This window comes from Nonomuraea sp. C10 (assembly GCF_008017515.1).
GTDB lineage: Bacteria > Actinomycetota > Actinomycetes > Streptosporangiales > Streptosporangiaceae > Nonomuraea > Nonomuraea ferruginea.
In genome coordinates, this window is the sequence record NZ_VPFF01000001.1 from 4,551,842 (window position 1) to 4,576,006 (window position 24,165).

At 71.7% G+C, this 24,165-nt stretch carries 21 protein-coding genes; 12 read left to right on the top strand and 9 right to left on the bottom strand.

What is annotated here, in order from left to right; genetic code table 11:
• Positions 1–20: 20 nt before the first annotated feature.
• From murQ to FR742_RS20960, 5 genes are all read left to right on the top strand, one after another.
• Complete coding sequence (murQ, locus tag FR742_RS20940; protein ID WP_148032507.1) at positions 21–920, top strand: N-acetylmuramic acid 6-phosphate etherase; 900 nt, start codon at positions 21–23, stop codon at positions 918–920.
• A 62-nt stretch (positions 921–982) separates the two neighbouring features.
• Positions 983–2,131: a serine hydrolase gene (locus FR742_RS20945; protein ID WP_148032508.1), complete on the top strand. Its 1,149-nt coding sequence runs from the start codon at positions 983–985 to the stop codon at positions 2,129–2,131.
• Positions 2,132–2,662: 531 nt separating this feature from the next.
• Complete coding sequence (locus FR742_RS20950) at positions 2,663–3,088, top strand: hypothetical protein (protein WP_148032509.1); 426 nt, start codon at positions 2,663–2,665, stop codon at positions 3,086–3,088.
• A gap of 181 nt (positions 3,089–3,269) precedes the next feature.
• Entirely contained in the window at positions 3,270–4,418 is a 1,149-nt protein-coding gene (locus FR742_RS20955; protein WP_148032510.1) for a sensor histidine kinase, read from the top strand.
• Positions 4,415–5,080, top strand: coding sequence for a response regulator transcription factor (locus FR742_RS20960; RefSeq protein WP_148032511.1), 666 nt, complete (start codon positions 4,415–4,417; stop codon positions 5,078–5,080). The genes FR742_RS20955 and FR742_RS20960 overlap by 4 nt, the downstream gene beginning before the upstream one ends.
• A 45-nt stretch (positions 5,081–5,125) precedes the next feature.
• Here the strand turns inward: FR742_RS20960 and FR742_RS20965 are convergent, their stop codons facing one another.
• Positions 5,126–6,019 (bottom strand): TIGR03619 family F420-dependent LLM class oxidoreductase, encoded by an 894-nt coding sequence (locus FR742_RS20965; RefSeq protein WP_148032512.1) that lies wholly within the window; start codon positions 6,017–6,019, stop codon positions 5,126–5,128.
• A gap of 739 nt (positions 6,020–6,758) precedes the next feature.
• Between FR742_RS20965 and FR742_RS20970 the strand changes: the two genes are divergently transcribed.
• From FR742_RS20970 to FR742_RS20980, 3 genes are all read left to right on the top strand, one after another.
• A complete protein-coding gene (locus FR742_RS20970) occupies positions 6,759–7,829 on the top strand; it encodes a pentapeptide repeat-containing protein (protein WP_148032513.1) in 1,071 nt (356 codons plus the stop codon).
• A gap of 574 nt (positions 7,830–8,403) precedes the next feature.
• The gene (locus FR742_RS20975; RefSeq protein WP_148032514.1) at positions 8,404–9,255 is read left to right on the top strand and encodes a phosphotransferase family protein; all 852 of its coding nucleotides are present in this window, start codon (positions 8,404–8,406) and stop codon (positions 9,253–9,255) included.
• A 56-nt stretch (positions 9,256–9,311) separates the two neighbouring features.
• Positions 9,312–9,575 (top strand): zf-TFIIB domain-containing protein, encoded by a 264-nt coding sequence (locus FR742_RS20980; RefSeq protein ID WP_148032515.1) that lies wholly within the window; start codon positions 9,312–9,314, stop codon positions 9,573–9,575.
• A gap of 45 nt (positions 9,576–9,620) precedes the next feature.
• Here the strand turns inward: FR742_RS20980 and FR742_RS20985 are convergent, their stop codons facing one another.
• Positions 9,621–10,598 carry a hypothetical protein gene (locus FR742_RS20985; protein WP_148032516.1) on the bottom strand — a complete coding sequence of 326 codons (978 nt, stop codon included), beginning with the start codon at positions 10,596–10,598 and terminating at the stop codon, positions 9,621–9,623.
• A 38-nt stretch (positions 10,599–10,636) separates the two neighbouring features.
• A complete protein-coding gene (locus tag FR742_RS20990; RefSeq protein WP_148032517.1) occupies positions 10,637–11,167 on the bottom strand; it encodes a CGNR zinc finger domain-containing protein in 531 nt (176 codons plus the stop codon).
• A 25-nt stretch (positions 11,168–11,192) separates the two neighbouring features.
• Between FR742_RS20990 and FR742_RS20995 the strand changes: the two genes are divergently transcribed.
• The gene (locus FR742_RS20995) at positions 11,193–11,381 is read left to right on the top strand and encodes a hypothetical protein (RefSeq protein WP_148032518.1); all 189 of its coding nucleotides are present in this window, start codon (positions 11,193–11,195) and stop codon (positions 11,379–11,381) included.
• Positions 11,382–11,414: 33 nt separating this feature from the next.
• Entirely contained in the window at positions 11,415–13,187 is a 1,773-nt protein-coding gene (locus FR742_RS21000) for a long-chain fatty acid--CoA ligase (RefSeq protein WP_148032519.1), read from the top strand.
• Between the two features lie 10 nt (positions 13,188–13,197).
• Here FR742_RS21000 and meaB read toward each other — a convergent pair whose 3' ends face one another.
• The 5 genes from meaB to mtnA form a co-directional block, all read right to left on the bottom strand.
• Positions 13,198–14,157, bottom strand: coding sequence for a methylmalonyl Co-A mutase-associated GTPase MeaB (gene meaB, locus FR742_RS21005; RefSeq protein WP_148032520.1), 960 nt, complete (start codon positions 14,155–14,157; stop codon positions 13,198–13,200).
• A 106-nt stretch (positions 14,158–14,263) separates the two neighbouring features.
• Positions 14,264–16,402, bottom strand: coding sequence for a methylmalonyl-CoA mutase (scpA, locus tag FR742_RS21010; protein WP_148032521.1), 2,139 nt, complete (start codon positions 16,400–16,402; stop codon positions 14,264–14,266).
• Positions 16,399–18,132, bottom strand: coding sequence for a methylmalonyl-CoA mutase family protein (locus FR742_RS21015; protein ID WP_148032522.1), 1,734 nt, complete (start codon positions 18,130–18,132; stop codon positions 16,399–16,401). Before FR742_RS21015 ends, scpA begins: the two co-directional genes overlap by 4 nt.
• Before the next feature lie 55 nt (positions 18,133–18,187).
• On the bottom strand, positions 18,188–18,964 hold the full coding sequence (locus tag FR742_RS21020; RefSeq protein WP_148032523.1) for an N-acetylmuramoyl-L-alanine amidase: 777 nt from the start codon (positions 18,962–18,964) through the stop codon (positions 18,188–18,190).
• An 82-nt stretch (positions 18,965–19,046) separates the two neighbouring features.
• On the bottom strand, positions 19,047–19,985 hold the full coding sequence (mtnA, locus tag FR742_RS21025; RefSeq protein WP_148032524.1) for an S-methyl-5-thioribose-1-phosphate isomerase: 939 nt from the start codon (positions 19,983–19,985) through the stop codon (positions 19,047–19,049).
• Positions 19,986–20,105: 120 nt separating this feature from the next.
• On the opposite strand from mtnA, the gene FR742_RS21030 reads away from it, so the two are divergent.
• Together FR742_RS21030 and FR742_RS21035 are read left to right on the top strand one after the other, a co-directional pair.
• Positions 20,106–21,623 (top strand): serine/threonine-protein kinase, encoded by a 1,518-nt coding sequence (locus tag FR742_RS21030; protein ID WP_148032525.1) that lies wholly within the window; start codon positions 20,106–20,108, stop codon positions 21,621–21,623.
• A 41-nt stretch (positions 21,624–21,664) separates the two neighbouring features.
• A complete protein-coding gene (locus FR742_RS21035) occupies positions 21,665–22,777 on the top strand; it encodes a DUF5925 domain-containing protein (RefSeq protein ID WP_148032526.1) in 1,113 nt (370 codons plus the stop codon).
• Positions 22,778–22,828: 51 nt separating this feature from the next.
• Here FR742_RS21035 and FR742_RS21040 read toward each other — a convergent pair whose 3' ends face one another.
• A complete protein-coding gene (locus FR742_RS21040) occupies positions 22,829–24,160 on the bottom strand; it encodes an SWIM zinc finger family protein (RefSeq protein ID WP_148032527.1) in 1,332 nt (443 codons plus the stop codon).
• Between the last annotated feature and the right edge of the window lie 5 nt (positions 24,161–24,165).

Sequence of the window (24,165 nt, forward strand, 5' to 3'; positions counted from 1 at the left end):
AGAGGGTGGAAATTAGCGTCATGATTGATCCGCTACCAGAGCCGTCCACCGAGCAGAGCGATCCCCGTTACAGCCAGATCGACCGGCTGCCGACGCTGCAGATCGCCCGACTGATGAACGAGGCCGACGCCGCGGTGCCGGCGGCCGTGGCCCTCGCCATCCCGGCCATCTCCGACGCGATCGACGCGATCGCCGAGCGGATGGGCAAGGGCGGCAGGCTGCTGTACGTCGGCGCGGGCACGTCGGGCCGGCTGGCCGTGCTGGACGCGTCCGAGTGCCCGCCCACCTTCGGCACCGACCCGGAGCTGGTCCAGGGCGTCATCGCGGGCGGTCATGAAGCGCTCACCCGCTCGGTCGAGGGCGCCGAGGACGACGCGGACGCGGGCGCCGCCGCCCTGGCGGAGCTGGAAGTGGGCCCCCTCGACTCGGTGGTGGGCGTCTCGGCCAGCGGGCGCGCCCCTTTCGTGCTGGGGGCGCTGGCGGAGGCGGGCCGCCGGGAGGCGCTCACCGTCAGCCTGTCGTGCAACGAGGGCGCGCCGCTGTCGGCCGCCGCCGAGCACTCGATCGAGGTCGTGGTGGGCCCCGAGGTGGTGACGGGCTCCACCCGGCTCAAGGCGGGGACGGCCCAGAAGCTGGTGCTCAACATGATCTCGACGATCTCGATGGTCCGGCTCGGCCGCACGTACGGCAACCAGATGATCGAGATGTCGGCGATGAACAGCAAGCTGGCCTCGCGCGCGGTGCGCATGGTCAGCGACATCACCGGGGCGGGCCACGAGGCGGCCGGCCGGGCGCTGGCCGAGGCGGGCGGGCAGGCCAAGGTGGCGGTGCTGATGATCAGGCACAAGCTGGACGCGGAGGGCGCCCGCGCGCTGCTGCGTTCCCACGGGGAGCGGCTCAGCGACGCGCTGAGCGGCTGACGGGGATCTGCCGACTCGGGGGTCCTGGGTTTGGGTTCATTCGACGTACGGGGGACTAGAGGATGTCCGATCGGCTGGACGCGATCTTGGCGGAGGCCGTGCCGGGGGTGTGCCCGGCGGCTGTCGCGCTGATCGCCGTGGACGGCGCGGTCGTGGCGGCCTCGGCCGCCGGCGAGCTGGTGCGCTACCGGGACGCCGCGTTCACGCTCGCCGAGTACAGACCGTCCGCGAGCCGCGAGGCCGTCTTCGACCTGGCCTCGATCAGCAAGCTGTTCACCACGGCCGCCGTCTTGTCGCTGGCCGAGGAGGGCGTGCTGGGCCTGGACGAGCCGGTGGCGGCCTGGCTGCCGGGCCGCGACCCGCGGATCACCCTGCGCCGCCTGCTGACGCACACGGCGGGTTTCCAGCCCACCCGCCGCATCGACCTGGAGCTCCCGGACGCCTCTCCGGCCGCGCGCATGGCGGCCATGGTCTCGACGCCGGTGACCTCTCCGGTGGGCGGGCCGTACCTGTACTCGGACGTGGGCCTGGTGATGGCGGGCCGGGTGGCGGAACTGGCCTCCGGCATCCCCCTCGACCAGCTGGTCCGCACCCGCGTGACCGGCCCCCTGAACCTGACGGCCACGGGTTACCGCCCGGTCTTTAGCCCTCCCACCCAGCCCACGACCGACAGCGGGCCCCCGTACGAGATCGGCTCCCCCACCCCGCCTGCACCCGCGGGCGGGCTGTCTCAGGGGGCCGCTGACCTTTCACGGGTCGCCGCCACCGAGTGGAAGCCCGAGCGACGGGGGCCGGGCTGCGTGCGGGGTGAGGTGCACGACGAGACCTCGTACGCGCTCGGCGGGGTGGCGGGACACGCCGGCGTCTTCGGCACCGCGGACGACGTGCTGGCGCTCGGCGAGGCGCTCAGGCTGGGCGGCGGGGCGGCACTGCGCCCGGACACCGTGGCCGAGATGCTGCGCGACCAGGGCGTGACCGACGCGCCGTTCCGGCACGGGCTCGGCGTCCGCATCGGCGACCCGGGCATCGTCGGCCCGCTGGACGACGCGTTCGGCCACTCCGGCTTCACCGGCACCTCCCTGATCGTCTCCCCGTCCCGCCGTCTGACGGCGGTCCTCCTGACGAACGCCGTACACCCGGTACGCGGCCGCCCGGGCATCCGCGACCTGCGCACCGCAGTCGCGACCGAAGCCCTGCGCCTGTCCTCCTAGACCCCACTCACCAACCCCGCACGCGCTACGCAGCCACCCGCAAGCCACGTACGAGTGTCGCGACCATGCGGACAACCGCCCCTCACCAACACCACGCCCCCCGCGAACCGCGCACGACGGTCGCGACCGCGACTATGACAGCGGTCGCCTTCGGGTGCCGGCCCGACCTGCTGCGCATGGCCAGGTCGCCGGGGCATGCCGCGCCGTACGCCGCACGCGGCGAAGGTTCTGTCGGACCCGGCCTACCGCCCGCAAGATCGCCCGCCGGCTGAACAAGGGCGAGAGCCTGCACGCGCTGCGCCCAGCAGGGCGCCATCTCCGAGTCGACCTGGCCACGCAGAGCCACGATCCAGAAGCCCTGACAGTCTCGGCCTCGTGCGGTCGGTCGAGGCCTGATGCCTACTCCCTTCGGGGTAATGCGTACAGCGAACGGTGCAAGGTCAAGTGACGATCAACGGACGACGCGCTCCCGCTGCGGCCCGGCCTAGCGTTTCTCCTCGAGATAGCCGGATGAGAACGGGAGGAATCGCCATGAGCAAGAGAGTGCTGACTGCGGTCGCCGGGCTGGGCTTGACAGCCGGTTTGCTGGGACTGGCCGGCGCGCCGGCTGGTGCCCAGGCCGGCACGGCCGGCGAGGCTGCCACCGCCGCGATGGCCGCGCCGAAGCCGCCGAAGGGCGCCAGGGCGGTGGTTCAGGTCAGCCCCAACCCCACCACCAAGCGCAGCCAGGAGGTGACGATCACCGGCCACTGCGGCGGCGGCAAGGGGCTCAGGTCCGTGCTCGCCGGGCTCGACAGGAAGCACCCGGTGTTGCAGAACATCCGCGTCGTCAAGGACGACCCGAAGGGATTCGTGGCCAAGGCGACCCTCAACCCCAAGATCGGTAACGGCGTCGGCCCCGTGTTCGTCGACTGTGGCGGCGAGGCAGGCGTGACCCTCTTGGTCACCCACGTCTGATCCGAACCTGCCCGACCCAGGCTGGGGATCCAGAACTTCCCCAGTCCTTGAGCCCGCCGGTCCACGCGACTACGGAAGCCGAACACCACGACGGCGTCGCCCATGTCACCACCTGGGCGACGCCGTCCGGTACGCCCCGGCCCCGCGTTACACCTGTCGCCCCTCGAGAAAGAGCCTCCGCATGGCCGAGCCGCCCTCACGGCGCGAACCCGCTCCTGTCCGGCACCTTGCCCGGATCACCGATATCACGCTCGCTGCCCTCACCTTGGTCTTCTTCGTCGCCGTAGCCCTCGCCACCGGGGTGCATAACCCCTGGCAGGGCCCGATCCCCCTCGGGCTGCTTCTCGGAGCGCTCCTGCTGGTCAGACACCGCTGGCCGATGACCGTGCTGCTGCTGTCGATCGGCGGGATCTTCGTCTATCACCTCACCGGACATTGGTCTCCCGCCGGTTGGATCTGGCCAGCCGCGGTCGCCTACTTCACCGCCGCCACCACACCGCGCGTGCGCTGGGTGGCCGCCATCGGCCTGGCCCAACTGGTCTACTCCGCGGTCGAATTCCGCTCGGTCCTGGACCGCAACCCGACCCACTACGTGCTCCACGTCGCGGGGGAAGGACTGCTCCTGGCGATCCTCATCGCCGCGGGCCTCACCTACGCCGCCGCGATGCGCTGGCGCGAGCGGCTGCGCGAAACCGACAGCCGTGCGCACGCCGCCGAGGAACGGCTGCGCGTCTCGCACGAGGTTCACGACGTCATCGCCCACACGCTGGCCGTCGTCGGCGTGCAGCTCAATGTCGCCGCCGACGCGCTGGAGGAGGACCCGGCAGCGGCCGCCGCCGCGCTACGCCTGGCAAAGGATGTCAGGAACCGGGCGATGACCGACCTCCGCTCCCTCATCACGATCTTGCGTGACAATCCCGGCGACACCGCGCCCCAGGCGGATCTGGCCTCCTTGGACACCCTCATCGCCGACGCCCGCACCGCCGGACTCGAGGTGACCCTCGACGAGCACGGCGACCGCGCGGCCGTCCCCGCCATTACCGCCATCGCCGTTCACCGTGTCGTACAGGAGTCCCTCGCCAACACGCTCAAGCACGCCGGGGCGAGCGAAGCCAAGGTGACGATCGGCTACCAGCCTCGCTCGATCATCGTCGAGATCACCGACAACGGCCGCAGCGTCCCGGGCGGCACCGATGTCACTGAAGGCCATGGCCTGGCCGGCATGCGCGAGCGGGTGAGCGCACTCGGGGGCGCACTCACCGCAGGACCTGTCCCCGGCGGCGGCTTCGCCGTGCGGGCCGACATCCCTGTGGCAGGCTCGACGGCATGACGATCAAGGTGCTCATCGCCGACGACCAGGCACTCGTACGGGCCGGCTTCCGCAGCCTGCTGGCCCGCTCCCGGGACATCACGGTCGTCGGCGAAGCCCTGGACGGCGACGAAGCCGTACGGCTGGCCGCGAGCACCCACCCCGACGTGATCCTCATGGACATCCGCATGCCGGGCACCGATGGGATCACCGCCACCCGCCGCATTGTCACCGACCCGGCCACTCTGGGCTGTCGCGTCATCATCCTCACCACGTTCGACACCGACGAACACGTCTTCGCCGCCCTACGCGCCGGAGCCAGCGGCTTCCTCACCAAAGAGGTCGAACCAGCCGAACTTCGCCGGGCGGTCGCCGCCGTCGCCGGCGGAGACGCGCTCCTGTCTCCAGGCGTGACGCGGCGCGTCATCGAGCAGTTCGCCCACCGGCAGGACCTCACGCCCGGTGCGGGGCAGCGGCTGGCCGCCCTCACCTCCCGGGAACTGGAGACGGTCAAGCTCGTGGCGCTCGGACTCTCCAACAAAGAGATCGCCGAGCGCCTCGTCATCAGTCCGCTCACTGCCAAGACCCACATCACCAGGGCCATTGCCAAGCTGAACGTGCGCGACAGGGTCCAGTTGGTCATCCTGGCCTACGAGAGCGGCCTGATACGGCCCGGCGCCTGACATCGCCGTGCGACACAGCATACGAATTGGGCATGTTCGGGACGGCTAGGCGGACGGGGCGAGGGCCTCCAGGAGGTCCTCGGCGTGGCGCAGTGCCTCGTCAGGGGAGGCGGTGACGACGTGCGGGTCGAAGTTGAGGTCGTGGAAGAGGTCGGTCACGCCCTGCTCCGCCAGCCACGCGACATCGCCCCTGATCTCCTCCACGGTGCCCGTCAGCCGCCGCCGCTCCCCCGGCTCGGGCCGCACCCGGGTTACGCCCCGGCAGACGAACCGCAGCGACCCGGCGTCCCGCCCCGCCTCCGAGGCCGCCGCCTTCACCAGGGCGATGCGGCCGGCGATGCCCGACAGGTCCTCGCGGCTGGAGCTCACCCACCCGTCGGCCAGCCGCCCCGCCCTGCGCAGCGCCACCTCGGCCGTGCCGCCCAGCAGGATCGGCGGCGCCGGGGACGGCTTCGGGTCGGCGTACGACGGCGAGATCCGGTAGAACTCGCCCCGGTGCTCCACCACCTCGTCGCCCCACATCTTGCGCAGCACCTCGACGAACTCCTCGCCCCTGCGCCCGCGCCGCGCGAAGCCGACCCCGGCCGCCTCGAACTCCTCCTCCACCCACCCGAGCCCCAGCCCGGCCGTCAGCCTGCCGCCCGAGAGGGTCTGCAGGGTGGCGAGTTGCTTGGCCAGCGGCACCGGCTGCACGAACGCGTTCACCACCGCCACCCCGAGCCGGATCCGCTCGGTCACGCCGGCCAGGTAGGACAGCGTGATCAGCGGGTCGTGCACGCTGCGATAGGTGGGCCCCATCTCGTGCCCCACCGGGTAGAGCATCCGCTGGAAGGTCCACAGCTCGTGGTATCCGAGCCGCTCCGCCCGGGTGGCGATCGTGCGCATGGCCTGCGGCGTGGCCCACGCCCCTGACTGGGGCACGGCGAATCCGATTCTCATGCCCCTAGTCTGACCGACACGCACTCCTCCCCCGGAGGGCTCATGACCTGGGAGGTATTCGCCCCACTGTCCAGCGGCACTGCCATTCCATGCATATTCCGTAGTGGCACCCTGTCACGCACGCTTCCTCCAGCGCTTCTGGATGCCCTGATCGGCGGTCCCACGCTGGCCATCGATGCACTTGGCGTAGGTCTTCAGTCGTATGGCCATGGGGACCCGGAGGCGGAAGAGGTCGCCGATGCACCTTGACGGGTCTGGTCTCAGACATGAAGGTGCCCTATCGGGAACGGCTCGGGCCACTCCGCCGAGATGTGGCCCTTCGGGTCGGAGCAGCCTTTCTGCCGGGCCAAGACCGCCCCGATCTGCTTTATGAAAGCGGCACGCGCTGCCTGGCGCACCGGTCGCCGAGGGGTGCCGCCCAAACCAGATCCATGGGACGGGCGCCTGGTCCGCATCATCCCCGACGATCGCCCATTCGATCCCGGACAGGTCGAGCGACGGCAGTTCCCCCGATCAACGGTTCGAGCGACAGGAACCTCCTCTGAATCAAGATTGAGATCGGGTCTTTCGTCCCAGTGCTGACGATGCGACCCTCTGTTAGGTGTTGAGTCTTTGGCGGCGGGTTCTGCAGTGGGGGTGGCAGCCTGTTAGGGATTCCGGCGGGCTCAATCTTGTCCGGCTCGGTGTAGCACTGATCGGCGCCATTTCGGTGGCGGTTGTGAGCGCAACGGGCTTAATCATGTTCACCCTCATCTTGTTGGGATTTCCGCAGTTGGAGGTGTCACGCGGGTTGCCACTGGCGATCTTCTTCGATGTCATGAAGTTGTCGTTCGCAGTGATCGCTGGAGTGGGCGGGGTCGTTGCCCTGGTAGTTGCCTATCGTCGGCAACTCGTCGCTGAGGCGACATCGAAGTTGGAGCACGCCAAGGAGGAGCGCGAGCGGGATCGAGTCCTCAATGAGCGGTTCGGCTCCGCCGCGACCCAGATAGGCAGTGACCAGCCAACGGTTCAACTCGCCGGCGTCTATGCCATGGCAGCCCTTGCTGATGACTGGCCTGAGCAGCGTCAGACCTGCATTAATGTCCTGTGCGGCTTCCTGCGAATGCCTTATCAGCCGGCCCCCGGGCCTGACGGACCAGTCGCCGAACGGACCGCTTTTGCTCAGCATCGCAACGTTCGACACACGGTGATCGGCATCATCTGCGACCACCTGAACCCCGGAGCGCAAGGCCCTCTCTGGCATGACTGCCACTTCGATCTCAGCGGCGCTGTGTTTGACGGGGGAAATTTCTCCTGGGCTGTCGTTCCAGAGGGATGCTCGCTGAACTTTCTCGGCGCGAAGTTCGTAGCAGGAACAACCGACTTCTACCGGCTTCGCTGCCACGGAGGCGTAGCCAACTTCTGGGGAGTGGAGTTCTTGGGCGGTGAGGTGAGGTTCTGGGGCGCTGAGTTCCTCAGCGGAGGTTTCGGTGAGTGCACCTTCAGCGGTGGGAAGGTCGACTTCGGTTCGAAGCAGATGGGAGGTGGCGAATTGTGGACCACGGTGTTCGCCGCCACGGATACGCGCTTCCTGAGATCCAAGTTCACCGGGGCCGAAGTGCTGTTCACCGGCGTGGCCATCAGGTCGGGACGAATCAGTTTCGACGGCGCAGAATTCTCCGGTGGAAAGGTCGACTTCGCAGGCGTCCGCATCGAGGAGGGTGCCGAGCTCGATTTCTCGAACGCGTCCGTCTGGACGACGCCACCCGCTCACCTGCCAACCTCGGCGCCTCAAGTGAAGCTGCCGCGTTCTTCCGGCAGTCAAGGATGAGACGTTCATGCTTGGGCAGCGTCACCTCGACGAGGTGTTCGTCGCTGCTGTAGTCGATGCGGGCGGTGATTCCGGCGTCGGCCGCCTCCTTCTCCGCCCGGCGCTGCTCCAGCTCGGCCATACCTGCCGGAACTCGTCATTAGGCGCCGCCGCCACTGGCGCATGCGGCGCGGCACCACGGCGGCGACGAGCGCCCGCGACGGCGGCATGAGCAGTTGGGCAGGTCTGATACGCCTGGGACCCAGCGTCGGGCGATCCACGGCTCGGCCGGAGCGGCCGGGTGGGCATGCTTCCGTAAGCGCGGAGCACGAAGATGCGCGACGCTGGAGCTGTCCTGGACGATCCGCGTCGGCCGCCGCGACCATGGGGCCGTGGCCGGGGACGTCAGGGCCAAAGGCAGCAAGATCATTCCACGCGCTTCCACCAGCGGCACGCGAGGGCATCGAATGACACACGGTGGCACACACCAACCGTGCCGGGTCGCGGTCGCCGCGGGTCCGGCCGTGGATTTGGCCCCGTCCGGCGACGGCGTCCGGTCGCACCCACCCTCGGCACCGGCGAATACTCTGTACGCGTGGGTCTTGAGGGGGAGCTGGCCGGGGTCGCCGGCACGTACGGGGGCAGCGGCGATCCGGTGCGTCACCAGACGCGCTCGGACTCGGTGGTGGTGCGGCGCGGTGAGGTGGTGGTGAAGGCGCACGCCGTCCGCGAGGACGTGCCCGGCCTGCGCGCGCGATTACGCGCCTGCGCGTCCGCCGCGCTGGCCGGGGTGATGCTGGCGCCGCTGGTGCCCGACGTGCTCACGGTGTCAGGGCGGGCCGTGACGGTGTGGCCGGCGGGCCGCCCGATCAGGCGGGAGGAGGCGGATGACGCTCCCTGGGAGGAGGGCGCCAGGCTGCTGGCCCGGCTGCACGCGGTGCCTCTCACGCTGCTGCCGCGGCTGCCCGCGGCCGGCGGCCCGGGCAGGGCGGCCAGGGCGGTGCGGCGGATGGAGGGCGACGGGCCGGTGGAGCGGCTGATCCGGCGCGCGTTCGCGGAATTGCCCGAGCCGGAGCCGGGGCCGGGGCTGCTCGCGCACGGCGACTGGCATCTGGGCCAGCTCGTGTTCCGCGACCGGTGGCTGCTGATCGACGCCGACGACCTCGGCGTGGGCGACCCGGCGTGGGACCTGGCCAGGCCGGCCGCGTGGTACGCGGCGGGCCTGCTGGAGCCGGAGGTCTGGGACCGCTTCCTGGGCGCCTACCTGGCGGCGGGCGGCCCGGCGCTGGGCGGCGACGACCCGTGGCGCCGCCTCGACCTGCCCGCCAGGGCGGTGACGGCGCAACTCGCGGCCGTGGCCGTCTGCCATGCCCACCGGGAAGGCAGGGAACTGGACGAGGTCGAGCATTCGTTGGTCGAATCGTGCAGCAGAATCGTCAGAGCGTGACGGCGACGCGCGCGATAGGTTTCACCCAGGACATCGAGGCCAAGGAGTGCGTGTAGATGCAGTGCCCGAAGTGCCGCGGCAACATGCGGACGTATGAGCGCAACGGTATCCACATCGAGCAGTGCGACAACTGCCGTGGGATCTTCCTGGACTACGGCGAGCTCGAGACGCTGACGCAGATGGAGGCGGCCTACCACGCCGCTCCTCCGCCGCCCGCGCCGGGCGGCCCGGCCTGGGGCGCGCCCCGGCCCGGCGGCCACTACGGCCACAGCAAGCATCACCGCCAGCGCAGCTGGGTGGGCATGCTCTTCTCCAGCTGATCCGTCAGAACGGGGCCGCGCGACCGCGAGGCCCCGTTCGTGCGATCAGGCCGGGAAGTCGTCCGGGTCGACCTTCGCGGTGCGGGCGTTGCCGCCGGAGATCGCGTGCAGCGTGATCCGCCAGTCGTGCCAGCGGATCTGCGTGGCGGTGTAGGTGGTCTTGAACCGCACCGACTTCTGGAAGCGCTCGAAGCTGCACTCCCGGGTGAACGAACGGCTCTTGCCGTCCCAGTCGACGCCGTGGGTGAAGTAGATGCGGTAGTTGCCGTCACCCACGTTGTTGATCTTGAACTTGGCCTTCTTGCGCACGTACACGCTGTAGACCTTGGACTTCCCCCGCACCAGGCTGATCACCGCGTCGCGGGTGCCGCCGTTGTGGATCTGCAGTGAGCTGCGGCCGCCGGAGCCGCCCTTGCGCAGGAAGTGGCCGTTGCCGAGCCGCCTGTTCTTCTTGCCCGCGGCCTTCACCGACACGATGTCGGCCTCGTAGTCGCCGGCGTCCTCCAGCGCCTTGCCGGCCCGGCCGAGCGCGGTCAGCGGGTCGTCCAGGTCGGTGAAGACGGCGGACGGGGTGCACAGGTCCCTGCTGCCCACCTTGGTCGCCGACGTGCCGAGCTGGAGCGCGACCTCGCGCAGGCTCTCGACGTACGCCGTGTGCTGGGCCTGGACCTCGGGCGGCGGGCTGAGCCGGGCCAGTTCGTCGGCGGCGCTCTGGAGGGTCTCCTGGGCCTTGACGACGCGCTGGTCGAGCGACTTCAGCGAGCGGGCGCCGGCCAGGGACTTGATGGCCTTGCTCATGTCGTCGCGCCGGCCGTCGAGCTCGCCTTTGTAGGCGTCGGCGGTCAGCGCGGTGGGCACGGGGGCGGACGAGGTCGACGGGTCTCCCGCGACCGCCGCGCCGTCGCCGCCCGCCACGCCGCTCGCGCTGGTCTCACCACCGGTGACGGTGGGCGCGGCGCTGCACGCTCCGATTGTGAGAGCCGCCAGGGCGAGCGTGCAGGTGAAGATCCGAGGGGCAGTCACCTGCCACACTATCGCCCGCTTCATCCCCCGACGTCAATTCACGTTCCCGTGAGTCCCTTCTGCCGGGTACGGTGCGCCGCCACGTTGACCCGGTTGGCGCAGGCGAGCGAGCAGAAGCGCCTGCGCCCGTTGCGCGAGGTGTCCACGTACACGGTGCGGCACCCCTCACGGTCGCAGCGGCCGAGCCTGCGCCCGTCGGAGAAGCAGATGGCCATCGCCAGGCCGCCGGCGGTGGTGTCCTTGGCCCTGGCCACGATGTCGCCTTCGGTCGAGGAGAAGTGCAGGTGGGGCGTCAGTCCGTCGTGGGTGCTCACGAACGGCCTGGCCGCGGTGATCTCCAGCAGGTCGTTGACCAGGGTGATCTGCTTGGCGACCTCGGGCTCGCCGAAGACCGGGTCGAGGCGGAGAGCCCAGGCCTCCATCTCCCCCGCCTGGGCGGGCGTCATCGCGGTGCGCAGCATCTCGTGCTCGGTCAGCAGCCCGGCGAGCGGCTCCGGCCGGAAATCGGTGGCGTTGACCAGGGCCGCCGAGAGCGCGGCCCCGTTGCCGCCGTAAGTGTTGAAATGCACAAGACCATTACATCACCTTGGGGGCATGGACTCCAGACACCTCCATGACCCGCTCGCCCTGACCCTCGTCTCCACCCACGCCACCTCCGACGGCGTGGTGTCGTATCTGCGGTGCGCCTGCGGCGCCTGGGAGGTACGCACGTCGTGCCTCGTGGGCAGGACCTCGGGGGGCCGGGGGCGCAGCCCGTCGACTGGAGGCGCGCACTCGTCCTAGAGTCTGCTGCAACACCCCCACAGGAGGTCAGGCATGTCCAGCATCCCCTCTCTTCTCCGCGACCGGATCGCGGCCACCCCCGAAGCCGAGGCGTACCGGACGCCGTCAGGCGACGGATGGACGTCGCTGTCCTGGCGCGCCACCGGGGAGCGGGTCCGGGAGCTGGCGCTCGGCCTGGCCGCCCTCGGCGCGGGCCCCGACCGCCGGGTCTCCATCCTGTGCTCCACCCGCCTGGAGTGGATCCTGTGCGACCTGGCGGTGCTGTCGACCGGCGCGGCGACGACCACGATCTACCCGTCCAACACCGCGGCCGAGTGCGCCTTCGTCGTCAACGACTCCGGCACCTCGATCGTCATCGCGGAGAACGACGACCAGGTGGCCAAGCTGCGCTCGGTGCAGAAGGAGCTGCCGGACGTCACGCAGGTGATCGTGATCGACGGCACCGCGAGCGACGACGGCTGGGTGATCAAGCTCGACGACGTGCCGGGCAAGGCCGCGGCCGAGGCCGACTACGACGCCATGGTCGACGCCATCGGCGAGGCCGACCTGGCCACGCTCATCTACACCTCCGGCACCACGGGCCGCCCCAAGGGCGTGGAGCTCACCCACGACAACTGGCTGTACGCCGCGAGCGCGGTCCGCGAGCTCAACCTGATCACCTCCGACGACCTCCACTTCCTGTGGCTGCCGCTGTCCCACTCGTTCGGCAAGCTGCTGGAGGTCGTGATGATCGACATCGGCACGCCGACCGCGATCGACGGGCGGCTCGACCGCATCGCCGACAACCTGGGCGCGCTGCAGCCGTCGTTCATGGCCGCCGCCCCCCGCATCTTCGAGAAGATCCACAACACCGTGGCGGCCACCCAGCAGCGCGAGGGCGGCGCCAAGCTGAAGATCTTCAACTGGGCGCGCAAGACCGGCGTCCGGGTGGTCCGGGCCCGCCAGCACGGCGCCCCGATCCCGCTGACGACCAAGATCGAGTACGCGATCGCCGACCGGCTGGTGTTCAGCAAGCTGCGCGCCCGCTTCGGCGGCCGGATCCGCTACTTCATCTCCGGGGCGGCGCCGCTCTCGCAGGACATCGCCGAGTTCTTCGACGCGGCCGGGCTGACGATCCTCGAAGGCTACGGGCTGACCGAGTCCTCGGCGGGCAGCTTCCTCAACCGCCCGGCGAACGTGAAGTTCGGCTCGGTGGGCCAGCCCCTGCCCGGCACGGAGGTGCGCATCGCCGACGACGGGGAGATCCTTATCGGCGGTCGCGGCATCATGCGCGGCTACCACGGCCTGCCGGAGGAGACCGCCGAGGCGCTCGAGGACGGCTGGCTCCACACCGGCGACATCGGCGAGCTCGACGACCAGGGCCGGCTGACCATCACCGACCGCAAGAAGGAGCTGATCAAGACCTCCGGCGGCAAGTACGTCGCGCCGACCCACCTGGAAGGCCGCATCAAGGCCGCGTGCCCGTACCTTTCGCACGTGTTCGTGCACGGCGACCGCCGCAACTTCTGCACCGCGCTGATGACCCTCGACATGGACGTGACCAGGCCGTGGGCCGAGGCCCAGGGCCTGCCGACCGACCCGGAGGAGCTGCGCGCGCACCCCCGGATGCGCGAGGAGGTCCAGAAGGCGGTCGACCAGGTGAACGCCGACCAGGCCAGCTACGCGACGATCAAGAAGTTCTCGATCCTCTCGCAGGACTTCGCGGTCGAGACCGGCGAGCTGACGCCCAGCCTGAAGGTCAAGCGCAAGGCGGTCGAGGAGCGCTACGGCGAGACCCTCGACTCCTTCTACGACGGCCAGGCGTAGGCGGCGGTCCTCAGGAGCGCTTGAAGGCGGCCAGCAGGCGGTCGGCGGCGAGCGACGGGGTCAGGGTGCCGGCGAGCACCTCGCGCTCGATCCCGTCGCGGATCTCCGACACCCGCGGGTCGTCGCGCAGCTCGGCCAGCAGCCGGTCGTGCACCATCGTCCAGGTCCACCGCACCTGCTGGCGGCGGCGCTTGTCCGCCAGGTCCAGGCCCTCCTGATGGGCCAGGACCTGGCGCCACAGCTCCTCCAGCCCGTCGCCGGTCAGGCCGCTGCAGGTGAGCACGGGCGGCGGCGCGCTGTCGGAGCGCAGCATGCGCAGCGCCCCGGCCAGCTCGCGCGCGGCCTTGCGCGCCGCGAGCGCGTGCTCGCCGTCGGCCTTGTTCACCGCGATCACGTCCGCCAGCTCCAGCACGCCCTTCTTGATGCCCTGCAGCTGGTCTCCGGTACGGGCGAGCGTGAGCAGCAGGAACGTGTCGACCATGTCCGCGACCGCGGTCTCCGACTGGCCGACGCCGACGGTCTCGACCAGCACCACGTCGAACCCGGCCGCCTCCACCACGACGATCGCCTCCCTGGTGGCCTTGGCCACGCCGCCGAGGGTGCCTGACGTGGGCGAGGGTCTGATGAACGCGGCCGGGTCGACGGCCAGCCTCGACATCCGGGTCTTGTCGCCGAGGATGCTGCCGCCGGTCCTGGTGGAGGACGGGTCGACGGCCAGCACCGCGACCTGGTGGCCCTCCCCGGTGAGCATGGTGCCGAACCCGTCGATGAACGTCGACTTGCCCACCCCGGGCACTCCCGAGATGCCCACCCGCCGCGCCTTCCCGGTGAGCGGGGTCAGCTCGACCAGCAGCTCCTGGGCCATCGCCCGGTGGTCGGGCCTGGTGGACTCCACGAGCGTGATGGCACGGGCGACCCAGGCCCGCGCCCCCGCCTTGACGCCCCGAACGTAGTCCTCCAGCGAGCGCACGCCACGCCCCTTCCTCGCAGATCCGGCTACAGCCTGACATCTTCGCCCACGCCGCAATGACACCGCCCCGGCACCTCGGATGCCGGGGCGGTGTCACGCGGGAGCGCTACGCCCGCCCGCGCAGATCCTCCAGCAGCTCCAGGGCGGCGGTGGCGATCACGGTGCCCGGTGGGAAGATCGCGGCGGCTCCGGCGGCGCGCAGCTCGTCGAAGTCTCCCGGCGGGATGACCCCGCCCGCCACGATCATGACGTCCTCGGCGCCGAGGTCGGCGAGCGCCTTCTTCAGCGCGGGCACCAGGGTGAGGTGCCCGGCGGCGAGCGTGGAGACGCCGACGACGTGCACGTCGGCCTCGACCGCCTGCCTGGCCACCTCCTCCGGCGTCTGGAACAGCGGGCCGACGTCGACGTCGAAGCCCAGGTCGGCGAAGGCGGTGGCGATCACCTTCTGGCCGCGGTCGTGGCCGTCCTGGCCCATCTTGGCGACCAGGATGCGCGGCCTGCGGCCCTCGGCGCGCTCGAACTCGGCGCACGCCTCGCGGGCGCGCTCGATGTCGGCGGCCGGGCCCGCCTCGTCGCGGTACACACCTGAGATGGTACGGACCTGCTCGGCGTGCCGGCCGAACACCTTCTCCAGCGCGGAGGAGATCTCGCCCACGGTGGCCTTCGCTCGGGCGGCGTCCACCGACAGCTTGAGCAGGTTGGCGTCGGGGCCGGGGTTGGCGGCGGCGTGGGTGAGCGCGTCGAGCGCCCGGCCGACCGCGGCCTCGTCCCGCTCGGCCCGCAGCGCGCGCAGCTTCTCCAGCTGCTGGGCGCGGACCGCGCTGTTGTCGACCTTGAGCACCTCGATGGGCTCGTCGGCGTCCGGCCGGTACTTGTTGACGCCGATGACGGGCTGGCGGCCGGAGTCGATGCGGGCCTGGGTGCGGGCCGCGGCCTCCTCGATGCGGAGCTTGGGCAGCCCCGCCTCGATGGCCTTGGCCATGCCGCCCGCCGCCTCCACCTCCTGGATGTGCTCCCAGGCGCGCTCGGCCAGGTCGTGGGTGAGCCGCTCGACGTAGTAGGAGCCGCCCCACGGGTCGATCACCTGCGTGGTGCCCGACTCCTGCTGGAGCAGGATCTGGGTGTTGCGGGCGATTCTGGCGGAGAAGTCGGTGGGCAGCGCGAGCGCCTCGTCCAGCGCGTTGGTGTGCAGCGACTGGGTGTGGCCCTGGGTGGCGGCCATGGCCTCGACGCAGGTGCGCGCGACGTTGTTGAACACGTCCTGCGCGGTCAGCGACCAGCCCGACGTCTGCGAGTGCGTGCGCAGGCTCAGCGACTTGGGGTTCTTCGCGCCGAACCCGTCGACCAGCTTGGCCCAGAGCAGCCGGGCGGCCCGCAGCTTGGCGACCTCCATGAAGAAGTTCATGCCGATGCACCAGAAGAACGACAGCCGCGGCGCGAACCGGTCGACGTCCATCCCGGCGGCGATCCCGGCCCGCAGGTACTCGACCCCGTCGGCCAGGGTGTAGGCGAGCTCCAGGTCGCAGGTGGCCCCGGCTTCCTGGATGTGGTAGCCGGAAATGCTGATGGAGTTGAATTTCGGCATCTTTTCGCTGGTGTACGCGAAAATATCCGAAATTATCCGCATCGACGGCGCAGGCGGATAGATGTACGTGTTCCGTACCATGAACTCCTTGAGGATGTCGTTCTGGATGGTGCCGGCCAGCTGCTCCGGCGTCACCCCCTGCTCCTCGGCCGCCACGATGTAGAGCGCCAGGATGGGCAGCACGGCCCCGTTCATGGTCATGGACACCGACATGCGGTCCAGCGGGATGCCGTCGAAGAGCTGGCGCATGTCGTAGATCGAGTCGATCGCCACCCCCGCCATGCCGACGTCGCCGGCCACGCGCGGGTGGTCGGAGTCGTAACCCCGGTGGGTGGCCAGGTCGAAGGCCACCGACAGGCCCTTCTGCCCGGCGGCCAGGTTGCGGCGGTAGAAGGCGTTGGAGTCGGCGGCCGTGGAGAAGCCCGCGTACTGGCGGATGGTCCACGGCTGGTTGACGTACATGGTCGGGTACGGCCCGCGCAGGTAGGGCGCGGCACCCGGGTAGGTGCCCAGGAAGTCGAGCCCGTCGAGGTCACGGCCGGTGTAGAGCGGCTTGACCGCGATCCCTTCCGGCGTCTCCCAGGCGGGGGCGTCAGGCCCCGGGCCGTCGCCCCCGGACGAGCGGGCCGTGAGCGGGACGGTCGAGAAGTCGGGGATCATCGGGTCACCTCCAGGTCGCGGAAGGTCGTGCGCAGGACGCCGAGCGCGTCGCAGCCGGCGTGGACGTAGCCGTCGACGCCGTCATAGTCACCCTTCCCCGCCAGCCAGACCGTGCGCGCGCCGGCCCGTCTCAACGCGGCGGCGACCGCCTCGGCGTGCTGGCCGTAGAGCTTGTCGCTGGAGCACAGGCAGGCCACGGTGGCCCCGCTGACGGCGAAGGCGGTGGCGATCTGCTCGGGATCGGCGCCGGGGCCCGCGGTCTCGGTGTCGAGCCCGCCGGCCCGGAAGAGGTTGGCGGCGAACGCGGCCCGCGGCGTGTGCACGGCGACCGGCCCGATCGTGGCCAGGAACACCTTGGGCCGCTCGGCCTGCGCGTCGGCCAGGTCACGCAGCTCCTCGAACTCCTGCGCGTACCGGATCTTCGGCAGCCCGGCGGCGAGGGCGGCGGGCGAGTGGGACGCCAGGAACGGTCCAGAGGAGGAGGCTCCGTTGAGAGGCTTCTCCTCCAGATCGGGGAACTCGCTCACGCCGGTGAGCGGGAGGCGGCGGTGCGCGAGGTCGGCGGCGCGGCGCTCCCGGGTGGCGGCGACGCGGCCGGCGACCAGCTCGGCGGCGGCCTCGATGCCGCCGGCCGCCTCGATCTCCCGGAACCAGGCCCAGGCCTGCCCGGCGAGCTCCTCGGTGCGGCGCTCGACGTACCAGGAGCCGCCCGACGGGTCGACCACGCGCCCGACGCCGGCCTCCTCCAGCAGCAGCGACTGCGTGTTGCGGGCGATCCGGCGGGAGAACGCGTCCGGCGGCCGGACCACCGCGTCGAACGGCTGCACGGTCACCGCGTCGGCGCCGCCGACCCCGGCCGCGAAGCAGGCGACGGTGGCGCGCAGCATGTTCACCCAGGGGTCGCGGCCGGTCATCATGGCCGAGCTGGTCACCGCGTGCTGGCGCTGCGGCCCGGAGGCCCCGGTCACCTCGGTGACCCGGTCCCACAGCCGCCTGGCCGCCCGCAGCTTGGCGATGGTGGCGAACTGGTCGTCGGTGGCGGCGTACCGGAACTCGAGCTGGTCGCACGCCTGCTGGACGGTGAGCCCGGCGGCGGTGAGCGCGCGCAGGCCGGCCACGGCGAGCGCGAGCGAGCAGCCGAGCTCCTCGGCGTCGCCGCCGCCCGCGTCGTGGTAGGGGGTGGCGTCGACCGTGACGGCCCGCAGCCCGGGATGCCCGGCGGCGCACCGGGCCGCCAGCTCCGCGGCCTCGGGGCTCAGCGGCGAAGCGCCCAGGTTGCCCTGGACCGGGGTGTCACCGGCCAGCGTGAGCAGGGCCTCGGCGGCCTCGGCCGTCAGCTCGCCCGCTTCCAGGACGACCGGCGCGAGGTCGAGGAAGACGCCCTTCAGCACCCGGGGCAGCTCGGCCACCGGGATCGCGCCGTCGCCGACGACGAGCCAGAGCGAGGTCACCCCGTTCTCCAGGTCGGCCATCACCGCCTCGGGGTCGGGCAGCGCGTGCCGCTGCCTGACGTCCCAGCCGCCGGCGGGTCGCGAGCCGCGCTCGAACGGCGCGGACGCGGGCAGGTCGGCGGCGTCGTACAGCGGTGCGACAGCCAGCCCGTCATAGGTGGAGTGGGACAGCGCCTCTTCGGGCGTCTCCGCGTCGACGCCGGACTTGCGCAGCACCGCTATGGCCAACGCCCGCCAGTCGTCGCGCGAGGTGGAAGGAAACCCCGCAGCCAGATCCATGGTCGGATAGTACGCATAGGCTGATTTACGAGGTAACCGGGGGTCGGCCCCAGTCCTACCCCTGAGGTGCCTCCCACGTGCGCCGCCATGTGACGGGGCCCACTACGCCGTCGTCGTCGATCTTCTGCTGGCGCTGGAAGCGGCGGCACACGTCGCGCGACTGGGGCCCGTACGCGCCGTCCACGTCGATCTCCCACTCGCGCTCGGCCATCTTGGCCTGCCACGTGCGCACGTCGTCGCCGCGCGTCACCGGCGGGTACTTGAGCAGCCGGCCGGGGAACGGCGGCGCGCCCGGCGGCTCAGGGGCGCCGTTGCCCCCGCCGTCGGGCCGGGGCGCGCCCCGGCGGACCCACGCGTACAGCGGCCCGCCCGGGCAGTCGGTGGCGTACCCGTCACGGTGCCCCTTGATCTCATCGCCCGCCCGCCCGTTCTGCCGGGTATGGTCAATGGCGTCCAGAATCGCGTGCAACATCCCGTCAGGCGGTTCCAACAGCCCCGCGTTGCCCACCAACCCGAGCACCGCGTAGTGGCCCCGGTTGAGCCCGGAGCCGTTGGCGGCGGGCAACCGGTTGAGCCCTCGGCCTTCGAAGACCTTCCGGTGCGGGCACGCCACGAACGAGTAGCCGATGTCGATCCAGCCGTTGCCGTCCATGTGCGAGTTCTGGATCGAGCGGACCAGGGTCGTGCAACGGTCATGCTCGTCGACGATGCGGGGGTCGACCCGCCCGCCGGTGTAGTGGACCTTCACGCCCTTGGTCGAGTCGAGCCGGGTATGGCTCCCCCGCGGCGATCGGGCACCCCACGCTTTCCTGCTGATCAAGTCAATGGCCATGACTTACTCCCGGAAGACGTCACCTTGAACACTCAGCGTAACGTCCTCCCTCATTCAGGTGAGGATATTCGGTTGATTTTACCTATGGCCGGATGACCCGCTCTTCCGTCACGATCGCCGTGATCAGGTCATGTGGTGTCACATCGAAGGCGGGATTGAGCGCGTCCGTGCCTTCGGGAGCCACGCGCGTGCCGCGGAAGGCCACGATCTCGTCAGCTCCGCGGTCCTCGATCTCGATGTGCTCGCCCGACGGGGTGGCCGGGTCGATCGTGCTCTCGGGGGCGACGACGATGAACGGCACCCCGGCCCGCTCCGCGCCGAGCGCGAGCGCGTACGAACCGATCTTGTTGGCGGTGTCGCCGTTGGCGGCGATCCGGTCGGCGCCGATCAGCACCGCGTCGACGCCTCCCCTGGCCAGCAGGTACGGTCCGGCGCCGTCGGTGACGAGGCGGTGCGGCGCGCCCATCCTGGCCAGCTCCCAGGCGGTGAGCCGGGCGCCCTGCAGCAGGGGGCGGGTCTCCAGGGCGAGGACCTCGGCGAGCCTGCCGCGTTCGTGCAGGGTCTGCGCGACGCCGAGCGCGGTGCCCCGCTCGACGCAGGCCAGGCCGCCGGTGTTGCACACGGTCATGATGCGCAGCCGGTCGCCTTCGAGCAGCTCGGCGCCCCGCTCGCCCATGGCGTGGCAGGCCGCGATGTCGTCGTCCCTGATGCGCAGCGCCGTCTCCAGCACCGCCTCGGGCCCCTCCGGGATGCGGGCGGCGGCCCGGTCGACGCCCCAGGCCAGGTTGACGGCGGTGGGCCGGGCCGCGCGCAGCCGGGCGACGGCATCCTGGTCGCCGCGGGCCAGCACCACGCCGAGCGCCCCCGCCACGCCGAGCGCGGGCGCGCCCCGCACGGAGAGCCGGCGGATGGCGCCGACCAGCTCGTCCACGGTCTCGACGCGCAGGGTCACGCACTCGTCGGGCAGCCGGGTCTGGTCGACGAGCTCGACGGCGCCGTCCACCCAGTCGATGGTCCTCACCCGCCGAACGCTAGCGCAGCTTCCAGGTACGGATCAGCGCCCGGCGAGCACCCCGACGCCCCCGGCGGAGAGATCGATCACCATACCGGCGAACCGGGGCGACCTGTAACGTAACGAACCATGGCGACTCCCCTGACGCCCGGCGATCCGGCCGAGCTCGGCGGCTACCGGCTGGCCGGGCGGCTCGGCGAGGGCGGGCAGGGCGTCGTCTACCTGGCGCACTCCGAGGCCGGCGAGCCGGTCGCGATCAAGCTGCTGAGCACGGGCGACCGCGAGACGCGGGCGCGGCTGGCGCGCGAGCTGGCGGCCCTGGAGGGCATCGCCTCGTTCTGCACGGCGCGGGTGCTGGCCGCCTCGACCGACGGGCCACGCCCGTACGTGATCAGCGAGTTCATCGACGGCCCCTCGCTGTTCGAGCGGGTGCGCGACCGGGGGCCGCTGGCGGGCGGAGACCTGGAGCGGGTGGCGATCGGCACGGCCACGGCCCTGGCGGCGATCCACGCGGCCGGCATCGTGCACCGCGACCTCAAACCGGCCAACGTGCTGCTGGGGCCGGACGGGCCGCGGGTGGTCGACTTCGGCATCGCCAGGGCCGAGGGGGCGGCGACCATGACGTCCGGGCTGATCGGCACCCCCGCCTACCTGTCGCCCGAGCAGATCGGCGGCGCCCCGGCGTCCCCGGCCTCCGACGTGTTCGCGTGGGCGGCGACCGTGCTGTTCGCGGCGACCGGGGTGAGCCCGTTCGGCGCCGACACGGTCCCCGCCGTGCTCCACCGCGTCCTGCACACCGAACCGGACCTGCGACCGCTCCCCCCGCGTCTGCGCGGCCCCATCGCCTCGGCCCTCGCCAAGGACCCGGCCCTGCGCCCCACCGCCCCCTCCCTGATGGTCCAGCTGGTCAACCCCGGCTCCCCCGGCCCGGTCGACGGCCCCACCGGGACGGGTGCTGGCGAAGGGCGGAGGGTGGATCGGACAGGGCCGGGGGCCCCCGCTCTCACCACCGGGCCGGGGCGCGGGCGCTCCAGGGCGGTGCTGGTCGGCGCGCTGGCCGTGGTGGTGGCGCTGGCGGCCGGCGGCGCGGCGCTGCTGTGGACGTACTTCGGCGCGAGGGACTCCGCCGCCCTTCCCACTCAGAACACCGTCTCCACGACGGTCCCGCCTTCCCCGAGCGGAGAGCCGACCCCGGCCGGGGAGCCGACCCGAGCCGGCGAATCCACCCAGGCCGAGGAGCCCGTGCGTCGGGAGCCCACCCGCTCACCGGCTCAGAGCGGCCGGGGCGACCTGCGGATCCCGGCCGCGTTCGCCGGCACGTGGGAGGGCACCGCCGACAGCGAGATGCTGGACAGGAAGTTCGAGGACGAACCCGTCGCCATCACCCTCAAGGAGGGCGAGAGCACCGGCACCTGGCACGCCCCCGGCGAGGACGCGGGCTGCGAGACCGGCACACTCCAGGTGACGGAGGTGTCGGAGAAGAAGCTGTCGTTCCGGCTCGGCGGGCTGGGCGGTCTGTGCGCGGTGTACGACAGCGCCGGCGGCATGCGGGTGACGCTGGAGCGCACCGACGACAACGAGGCGGATTACCGGCTGACCATGCCGATGGGCGGAAAAAGTGACGGTGAGCTGAAGCGAGCAGGTTAAAGTTTTCGACACGCGCACCCGAGGATGTGATCATAGACCCCATGTCTGTCATCAGGGAGGTGCCGTTCCCCAGCCCGGAAGACGCCGAGCTTCCCATGAACATCTGGCTCGACGACTCCGACTCGGCCGTCGACGTGATCGACGCGCTGGCCCTGTCGCCGTTCGCGACGGGCCTGCAGCCGTGGTCGCGGGTCGCCAGCCTGGAGCGGGTCCGCGCCGACGCGCCGCTGCGCCCCGCCGAGGGCCGCGTGGTGCGCACCGCCATGGTCGAGGACGGCATGGAGTCGCGGCTGATCTGCGGCGAGGGCTGGACCCTGCGGGTGATCAGGCACCGCAACCGCTCGGCCACCCTGAGCGTGAGCGCGATCAGCGAGGACCTGGCCCGCACCGTGCTCAAGGAGAGCGTCGCCGGCGCCGAGGAGGCCGCGCCGGAGACCGACCACGTGGAGATGGGCTTCTGGTGGCGCGGCTCCCACGGCGGCAACCGGTCGGAGAAGCCGATCACCGCCCAGCCGTGGGACCAGATCAGCGGCAACTACGCCGAGCGGGTGCGCGGCGGCCTGGCCGACCTGATGACGATCACCCCCGGCGACGTGAACGGCCGCCTCCTCCTGCTGCACGGCCCGCCGGGCACCGGCAAGACGACGCTGCTGCGCACGCTGGCCAAGCAGTGGCACGACTGGTGTCAGGTCGACTGCGTGCTCGACCCCGAGCGGCTGTTCGACGACCCCGGCTACCTGATGGAGGTGGCCGTCGGCTACGACAACGACGAGGACGAGAAGCAGCGCTGGCGGCTGCTCGTGCTCGAAGACTGTGACGAGCTGATCAGCGCGTCGGCCAAGTCGCAGGCGGGCCAGGGCCTGTCGCGGCTGCTCAACCTGACCGACGGCCTGCTCGGCCAGGGCCGCGACGTGCTGGTGGCGATCACCACGAACGAGGACCTGACCCGCCTGCATCCCGCCGTCGTGCGTCCCGGCCGCTGCCTGGCGCAGCTGGAGGTCGGCCCGCTGTCGCGCGAGGAGGCGGTCGCCTGGCTGGGCTCCTCCGACGGCATCGGCCCGTCGGGCGCGACCCTCGCCGAGCTGTACGCGCTCCGCACCGGCCGCACCTTCACCCCGGCCGCCTCCGACGACAACACCGGCCTCTACCTGTAGCCCGGCCCGCCCTACGACACGGCGACACGGACCCCTGAACCCGGGGCCGTGTCAGACGGGGGCCTCCACGGTGGCGCGGGCGGCGATCCTGGCGGCGAGCACGTGCTTGCACGGGCCGCGGGAGCCGCGGTGGTCGAACCACCACTCGCAGGTGCACGAACCCGGCCCGACCGCGACCCGGCGGACGCCGCCCGGCGTGGTGACCTCCGCGTGGTCGCCCTCCAGCCGCACCGCGCCCGACTCCACCAGGGCGCGGGCCGCGGTGAGCCGCGGGTTGAGCTCCGCGACCTGGTCGCGGTCGTACGGGAGCTCCCGGTGGAAGTGGGACGCGTCGTGCAGGTCGTACCCGACGCGGCCGGCGGTGCCGAGCTGGGTGAGCGCGGCGCGCACCCGCGCGGGCGGGAGGCCGGAGCGGTCGGCGAGCAGCCCGATCTCCACGGCGGGCTCGAAGTTGAGCAGCATGCCGATCAGGTCGGCGTCGCCGGCGGCCTCGTCGGTGGCCAGGTCCTCCAGCACCTGGCCCTCGCCGGAGAAGCCGCGCCACGGCTGCGGCGAGACCGCCAGCGTGTAGCGCATCCCGGGCAGCTCCAGCTCCCACGCGCTCGCCTGGTGCTCGGCGTCGCCCGCGGGGCCGTACACGCGCAGCGCCTTGGCGAACCTGAGCAGCGGCATGAGCGTGACGATCCGCCCGGTGCCCGACAGGCAGACGGCGCCGCGGCCGGGGCCGGCGGCCAGGCGCAGGTCGCGTCCGGCGGGCGCGGCCCAGACGGCGCCGCGCGCGCGGCGCGGCAGCGAGCGCAGGAAGCGCACCGCCTGCGGCCCGTTCAGCTCGGCCCGCAGGTCGAACCCGGCCGCGATCACCTGCACCTCGGCGAAACCGCGCAGCCACCGGGTCGGCAGCGGCACCTTCTTCTCCACCACGGCGCCGTCGAGCGTGGTGACGGTCAGCTCGTCGGGGCCGACGCCCAGGTGGAGCGGGTCACGGCCGCCGACCCGGCGCAGCGACTCGCGCAGCGGGCCGTTGACGTCGACGTTGGTGGTGCCGCGGTCGAGCACCTCGCCGTCGAGGGCGGTCACGTCTAGCCGGGCGTAGACGCCGCCGCAGGCGGAGAACGACTCGAACCTGAGCCGGTCGCCGTCGCAGGTCACCACCGGGTCGCGGGTCCAGCCAGGGCGCGGCTGGTGGTAGCGGGCCAGCGCCACGTCGGCCACCGCCAGCAGCCCGGCCGCGGCCGGGGCGGCCTGGGTGAGCAGGCCGCTGAAGAACCTCGGGTGCGTGTGGGGCCCGGACAGCGCCGTGCCGCCGGAGGTCGACAGGCCGAGCCTGCCGTCGGCGAGCGTGGAGGCCCCGGCGTAGGAGTACGCCTGCACTGCTTGAGTCATGGCCC

What these genes read in the sequence shown, in the direction of transcription:
- FR742_RS21020 (WP_148032523.1), bottom strand. Translation starts at nt 18,964, where the DNA reads ATGGCCATTGACTTGATCAGCAGGAAAGCGTGGGGTGCCCGATCGCCG.
- murQ (WP_148032507.1), top strand. Translation starts at nt 21, where the DNA reads ATGATTGATCCGCTACCAGAGCCGTCCACCGAGCAGAGCGATCCCCGT.
- FR742_RS21035 (WP_148032526.1), top strand. Translation starts at nt 21,665, where the DNA reads ATGTCTGTCATCAGGGAGGTGCCGTTCCCCAGCCCGGAAGACGCCGAG.
- FR742_RS21030 (WP_148032525.1), top strand. Translation starts at nt 20,106, where the DNA reads ATGGCGACTCCCCTGACGCCCGGCGATCCGGCCGAGCTCGGCGGCTAC.
- FR742_RS20955 (WP_148032510.1), top strand. Translation starts at nt 3,270, where the DNA reads ATGGCCGAGCCGCCCTCACGGCGCGAACCCGCTCCTGTCCGGCACCTT.
- FR742_RS20995 (WP_148032518.1), top strand. Translation starts at nt 11,193, where the DNA reads ATGGACTCCAGACACCTCCATGACCCGCTCGCCCTGACCCTCGTCTCC.
- scpA (WP_148032521.1), bottom strand. Translation starts at nt 16,402, where the DNA reads ATGATCCCCGACTTCTCGACCGTCCCGCTCACGGCCCGCTCGTCCGGG.
- FR742_RS21015 (WP_148032522.1), bottom strand. Translation starts at nt 18,132, where the DNA reads ATGGATCTGGCTGCGGGGTTTCCTTCCACCTCGCGCGACGACTGGCGG.
- FR742_RS20945 (WP_148032508.1), top strand. Translation starts at nt 983, where the DNA reads ATGTCCGATCGGCTGGACGCGATCTTGGCGGAGGCCGTGCCGGGGGTG.
- FR742_RS20965 (WP_148032512.1), bottom strand. Translation starts at nt 6,019, where the DNA reads ATGAGAATCGGATTCGCCGTGCCCCAGTCAGGGGCGTGGGCCACGCCG.
- FR742_RS20970 (WP_148032513.1), top strand. Translation starts at nt 6,759, where the DNA reads ATGTTCACCCTCATCTTGTTGGGATTTCCGCAGTTGGAGGTGTCACGC.
- FR742_RS20950 (WP_148032509.1), top strand. Translation starts at nt 2,663, where the DNA reads ATGAGCAAGAGAGTGCTGACTGCGGTCGCCGGGCTGGGCTTGACAGCC.
- FR742_RS21000 (WP_148032519.1), top strand. Translation starts at nt 11,415, where the DNA reads ATGTCCAGCATCCCCTCTCTTCTCCGCGACCGGATCGCGGCCACCCCC.
- FR742_RS20980 (WP_148032515.1), top strand. Translation starts at nt 9,312, where the DNA reads ATGCAGTGCCCGAAGTGCCGCGGCAACATGCGGACGTATGAGCGCAAC.
- FR742_RS21040 (WP_148032527.1), bottom strand. Translation starts at nt 24,160, where the DNA reads ATGACTCAAGCAGTGCAGGCGTACTCCTACGCCGGGGCCTCCACGCTC.
- FR742_RS20960 (WP_148032511.1), top strand. Translation starts at nt 4,415, where the DNA reads ATGACGATCAAGGTGCTCATCGCCGACGACCAGGCACTCGTACGGGCC.